The sequence below is a fragment of the Pseudarthrobacter sp. fls2-241-R2A-168 genome (assembly GCF_030209335.1).
Taxonomy (GTDB): Bacteria; Actinomycetota; Actinomycetes; order Actinomycetales; family Micrococcaceae; genus Arthrobacter.
On sequence record NZ_JARVSG010000018.1, the window covers coordinates 1 to 6014 of the forward strand.

Consider the following 6014-nt stretch of genomic DNA (forward strand, 5'->3'; position numbering starts at 1 on the left):
CGACCTCATGGCAGCAGCCTCCCTCACCCTCACAGAACCGGAAATTCACCGCCTCAACGAGACCTCCGCTCTCATCCCGGCCTGACCAAGCGTCCACGCGTCGAACAGCGGGGAGCTCGGTGTACCTCCATACTCTCGCCGGCGCCGATCGGGGCGCTAATCACCGTCGAAAGGAAATTGTGAAGGCTTGGCAGTTTACCGATACTCACGCACCGCTCACTCTCGTTGAGTTGCCGGGACCGGTGCCTGCGTCGGGTCAGGTTGTTGTGGCCGTAAAAGCAGTCGGCATTTGTCACTCGGATGTTGGACTGTTCGAGGACGAAAAGTGGCTGCAATTGCTGTCGCTTCCTATCGTGCCCGGTCACGAGATTGCCGGTGAGGTCGTTGCGGTTGGCAGCGGTGTAAGCGAGTACGTTGTCGGCGACCGGGTCGCGATCTGGTCGATGAGTGAGATGCATGGCTATGCGTCCAACGGCGGCTTCGGTGAGTTTGTCCTCGCGAAAACTGACTCCCTCGTCCGCGTTCCAGATAACTTGCCTCTGGAGATGGCGGTATTTGCTGAACCAGGAATGACGGCACATGCCGCCGTTGTTACGAGCGGTCAGGTCCGGCCGGGACAAAAAGTTGGGATCATAGGGTTCGGAGGGCTCGGGCAGATCGGAGTACGAGTTGCCGCACTCTCGGGGGCCCGGGTCTTTGTTGCGGAGATCAACGAGGATGCCTGGGGCCGCGCCAAGGATGCCGGCGCCGAACGAGTCGTGAAGGACATTGGCGAGCTAGCGGAGGAACATCTCGATGTCGTCGTCGACTTCGCCGGATTCGGCACAACGACGGCCGGTGCAATAGCTGCGATAGGTCATGGAGGGCGCGTCGTCCAAGTCGGCATGGGGCGCCTTGAGGCAACGATCGATACATACGCGCTCATGACCAAGGGGATCACACTCGTTGGCCGTGCCGGTGGCGCGAAAGAGTCTATGAAAGCAGTTCTGGACTGGATGGAATGCGGCGATATCCAGCCTGCCATGGAAAAAATCGATTTCCAGAGCATACCGGCTGGCATTCATCGCCTCAAAACTGGCCAAGTCAGTGGTCGCCTCGTAGCTGTTTACTGAGTACGCCCTCTTTCCGGGATCGGTTGCTCTCTGTCACTGCCCTGTGGGCGTGTCTCCTTAATCGGCGCCCCGCGCTGGAATGCTGGAGCGGTATCGAGAACATCTGTTTTGAGTGATGAGCAGTGGTCACGGATCGAGCGGTTGCTGCCGAGTTCTGACGGGCGGCGGGGCCGCCCGATCCCTGGCCACCGTCAGGTTGTTGAAGGCATCATTTACCGGTACCGGTGCGGGATTGCTTGGCGGGACCTGCCGTCGGAATCCGGTCCTTGGCAGGCGGCGTGGAAGCGGCACCGCCGCTTCGCCTCAGACGGGACGTGGGACCCGATCCACGGACAGTTACTGGCAGAAGCCGACGCCGCAGGGCGGATTGACTGGACAGTTTCGGTCGACTCGACCATCAACCAGGGTCCACCAACACGGGACGAACCTTCCCCACCACAGGGGGCACTCCCGAATTACCAGAAACTGTTCGCTGAACCTACCGATCACGCCACCGGCCGCTCCAGGGGCGGACTGGGCACCAAGATCCATTACGCCTGCGACGGTAAAGGCCGGCCGTTGGCAATGATCCTCGGTCCGGGGCAAGGTGGCGACCCGCCCATGTTCCCCTCGTCATGGAAGCGACACGGGTGCCGCGGCTCGGCGGAGGCCATGCCAGAACCCGGTCCGATGCCGTTATGGGCAACAAGGCGTATTCGTCCTGTGCTAGCCGGTCGCTGCTGCGCCGCAGGCGCATCAAAGCCGTCATCCCGGAACCATCAGATCAGATCGGGCACCGCAAACGCCGGCGATCATGCGCGGGGGCCCCGTGGACTTCGACTCCGAGACCTACGAAGGCCGCAACACGGTCGAGATGTCCTTCAGCCTCTTCAAACAATGGCGCGGCACTGCCACCCGCTAGGACAAACTCGCATTAATCTACCGCGCCGGCGTCGTCCTCTACGCCGTCGGCATCTGGCTCCGTCAATAAGGAGACACGCCCTAACGGCGACGGGCTGGGGTGAGCCGTCCAATGCGTAGCCGACTATTGGTTCGTGCTAGCAGCCAAGCACGAGGATCCCACCGTCGGGGCCTTTCTCGGGAAATTCACCAAATCATTGGCTGCCGCCACGTAGAAATTCAGGTGTCCGAGATCCGCCGGCCTGAACTCGCCGGACTTCAGATGTCGCAAACATTGGCTGAGTTCGGCTCTGGCTTTGCTTTGTATTGAACTCGACTAACACGGAACGGTTGGTCGGCACGCGCACCAGGAGAAGCCTGAAGTTCCACCCCGGTGTCCAGGGCGGGAATTTCTTCATTAGCCTCCGCTGTGTTATGGCCTCCACCGCCAAGTCTGCAACTTCCTTGGTCAGTCCGATGAAGTCGAAGACCGGAGGATCCTTGGCCACACTCTCCGCCAAGGTGGCCCCGTCTTCGGATAGGCGCTCTCCCAGTTGTTCGGCGGGGCACCGGCTCTACGGTGGAGGCCAGACGTGATCCTGTGCTCAAGGACTTCAAGCCTCAGTTGTGCTCCACCGCTCGTTCCGCATACCCGTTGCGGATCTCCGCGTCCTTCAGTTTGAGCAGTTCAATTCTGTGGCCGCAGGGAAGCTTACCAGCCCGGGCTTGGTCTGCCGGGTCGGACAAGTCCGGGCGCCGCGGATGCCCGCATGCTCTCGTCGGTCGGAAAGACGATCGGCGGTAAGCGACCGGCCCCCGGCACGAAAGAGCTTTCGGGGCACGAGTCTTGGCACTCTCAATCTCCGAGTCTCGCGTTTTCATCCCGGATGAACGTGTCGAGAACGTCAAGGTGCTCGGCGAGTCAGTGGCGGCGTTAGCTGCTATGAAAGCTTACGAGGGTCTCCAAGCTCTCGCGCCCAATCCTGTACGCATAAGCGGCGGAGGTAGTGTCTGGCGTCCCGAAGGAGATACCGAACAGGAGCTTTGACTGCGAAGGGATCTGCAATTCGTTCCGCACTAGATCCGGGAAGCCGCCCAGCGACGTTTGGGGCACACCAGCAAGCCCCCGCGCGGCGAGTGCCAGGAGAAAGGTTTGCGCGAACATTCCCACGTCAGATGCCACTCTTACGGAGTCCCCGACCTCGGGCATGAACAGGAACGCGACATGGGGAGCCCCAAAAAGCTGGTAATTCTGTTGGGAAATGCCCCGTCGTTTCTCGTGGTCTTCTCGTCTGACCCCCAACGCCTGATAGTAGGAGGCCCCCTGCGCCTTTCTGCGTTCCTCGAGCGCACCCTTATACGCCCCAACATCGAAGGAGAAGTCGGGGTGCGGATCAAACTCTGCCGCGGCCTTTATAAGAGCATCAACCAGACGATCACGCGCTTCTCCAGACACGACGTGAACCTCCCATGGCTGAGTATTGCAATTGGAGGGTGCCCACAAAGCATCCGAGAAAAGCTGGCGCAACGTGTCGTCATCGATCGGCTCTGGCCGGAACGCGCGATAGGACACGCGCTGTTTTAGCAGCCGCTGGAACGCTGCTGTCATTGTTGTTGTATCCGTATCCAACGCTTGATTATTCATCCATCTTCTTCTTTCTTTGGCGCGGAGTCCTAGTTGTTATTTCCGTTCCGTCAGGAACGCGATCATCCTCGGCCGCCTTACCCTGAGCCGACATGAGCAAGTCGACGTAAATTAATTTCCCACCGCTTTGATGGAGGTGCTGGTCATTTCACTCTGGTTGAGCATCAACGCATGCTTGTGTTGATCACATCACCAAACGCTGGCGCCGAACCGACGCCCCCCAACTGGCAACCAAAATAGCGTAATGATTAGTATAGCGGTGGCGGTGGACTTAGGCACTCATGGTTGTGTACATAACTGACCGGATGCGTTGGGCTTCCCGGGTTCACCCGGACCGGCATGCATGCCGGTAGACCCCTAACGCGATGCCGATCAGCTGCACCATGAGCGCAGCTTGTGCGGCCGCCCTGTCCTTGCTCGACGCAGCAGTGTTCCTCGGCGTCCAACGCCCGAGATTGTTCGAGCCGGTAGGACCACGCCGCAAAGCACCAAAAATCTCCTCGGCGGCTTGGCGAGGCTGGCCTGGTCGCCTCGCGCATGCTGCCCAGCTGTCGACAAGTACCCATCCTGCCAGTCCTAGACCGGCCGCCAACAAGCTTCAAGGAGGGTTGTTCGAGGCCTCACTTAGTTTCCCGTTCACGGCACGTCTACTGAGCTCATCTGTAGTCGCCGTGGATGGAGGCTCTGGTGCCGGCTTCTCGCGCAAGGGACACGCCACTGTAGATGCGGTGGTTGGCGTTCTCACTGATGCCGTGGGTGATCACCACCTACCGGCACTGGTACGGCTACGGGTCGCCATCGAACGGGTAACGTCTTGACACCCGTTCAGAGCAAAGCGTTGACGGCTTCCGCGAACGCTCGAGGTGCTTCCTGCGGCAGGTTGTGGCCGGCGCCGGGAATATCGATCTGTCGGTATCGGCCCGTGAACCGGCGTTCGCGCAGCTTCGGTGCACCGAAGCTGTCGTCAGCCCCGAACAGTGCAATCGTCGGCACGCTGATCTGCGGCTGCGCCGCCAACTCGGCCTCGAGGTCCTCGAGATCGGGGTCGCCGGGGACGAGTCCGAACCGATGCCGATACGAGTGGACGACGACCGCCGAAAAATCCGGGTTCTCGAAGGATGCGGCGGACCGTGCGTAGGTGCTCTCGTCGAACTCCCACGTCGGCGACCACAGTCGCCACAGGAGTCTGCAGAACTCGTAACGGTTGGCCTCCAGCCCCAGCTCCCCACGCCTGCTGTGGAGGTAGTACTGGTACCACCCCTGATGCTCCTGTTCGGGCACCCTGGGCGTATCGGCCATAGCCGGATCGAGGATGTTGTATCCGAGTCCCGTGACTAGACCCCTGACGCGATCCGGCCACAACGCGGCGACGACGCACGCCGAGCGCCCGCCCCAGTCATACCCCGCCAGAACGGCCTCGCCAATGCCGAGCGCGTCCATGAACGCGCGCAGATCGCTGCCCAGTGCGGCCTGCTGGCCGGAACGAGGCGTCTGCGCCGTTCGGAACCTGGTCGGGCCGTACCCGCGAAGGTACGGGACCAGCACCCGGCACCCGCGCGCAGCCAGAATCGCGGCGACCTCGTCGTAGGCTCGCACATCGTAGGGGAAGCCGTGGTTGAGGATGACGGGCGGCCCGTTGACGGGGCCGTGTTGTTCGTAGGCCACTCGCAGGACGCCGGCCGTCACTTCGCGCACCATCGAATGTTCGCTCACTGTGTCGGGTAGACGATGAACTCGAGCAGGTTGCCGTCCGGGTCGCGGATGTACATGCTCGTCCCCACGGCGGTCCCGTTCCGGCGCCCGCCGGTCCGCTCGACCGGACCAGCCTCCACCGGCGATGCAGTCCGGTCCAACGCTTGACGCAGCTCAGGGACTGTTCCATCCCAGACGAAACAGAACTCTCCGCAACCCGGCACGGCGGTGCGGCCGCGCAACGACGATGCGGGATCTTGCCATAGCGCGGGGCCATGAAGGTTTATCTTCTGTTCGCCGGCCTGTACCGCTCTGAACGACTCCCGAGGAAGTGACGTCCCGCTGTCCTTCGGCGCTGTGAATCCGAGGCTCTGGTAGAACTGCACGGTCCGGTCGACGTCGCTCACTGGTATTGCAGCCTGGTCGAAACCAGATATTGGCATTATCAATCGTCCCTTGGCGTCGTAAATGTGATGCGGCGAGCAGTTCGCTGCGGAGGGCACTTTCCTGGAGTTGAGTGGTTGATGCGGGGAATCCGCCGGATCCTCTGACTTCAAGTGTTTGGCGTGATACTGACGCCGGACCACTGGTGCCGCCCCAGAGGATAGCGTCCTCGAACTTGGAGCGCCTCAGAGGTCGGCGTTGGCGTTATTGGCGTAGTCCCGCTGCAGGTTCTTCGGGAGGTA

Annotated in this window: 4 protein-coding genes and 1 pseudogene; 2 read left to right on the forward strand and 3 right to left on the reverse strand. The window is 61.3% G+C overall.

Annotation, left to right across the window (positions count from 1 at the left end):
- The first annotated feature begins 179 nt into the window (after positions 1-179).
- Positions 180-1112, forward strand: coding sequence for a zinc-binding dehydrogenase (locus tag QRN11_RS12865; RefSeq protein WP_285251303.1), 933 nt, complete (start codon positions 180-182; stop codon positions 1110-1112).
- A gap of 60 nt (positions 1113-1172) precedes the next feature.
- A pseudogene (locus tag QRN11_RS12870) lies at positions 1173-2082 on the forward strand (IS5 family transposase).
- Between the two features lie 843 nt (positions 2083-2925).
- Here QRN11_RS12870 and QRN11_RS12875 read toward each other — a convergent pair.
- The 3 genes from QRN11_RS12875 to QRN11_RS12885 all read right to left on the reverse strand — a co-directional run bounded on the left by QRN11_RS12875 (position 2926) and on the right by QRN11_RS12885 (position 5735).
- Complete coding sequence (locus QRN11_RS12875; protein WP_285251304.1) at positions 2926-3636, reverse strand: nitroreductase family protein; 711 nt, start codon at positions 3634-3636, stop codon at positions 2926-2928.
- A gap of 825 nt (positions 3637-4461) precedes the next feature.
- Positions 4462-5349: an alpha/beta fold hydrolase gene (locus QRN11_RS12880; protein ID WP_285251305.1), complete on the reverse strand. Its 888-nt coding sequence runs from the start codon at positions 5347-5349 to the stop codon at positions 4462-4464.
- The gene (locus QRN11_RS12885; protein WP_502935030.1) at positions 5346-5735 is read right to left on the reverse strand and encodes a VOC family protein; all 390 of its coding nucleotides are present in this window, start codon (positions 5733-5735) and stop codon (positions 5346-5348) included. Before QRN11_RS12885 ends, QRN11_RS12880 begins: the two co-directional genes overlap by 4 nt.
- Positions 5736-6014 lie beyond the last annotated feature (279 nt).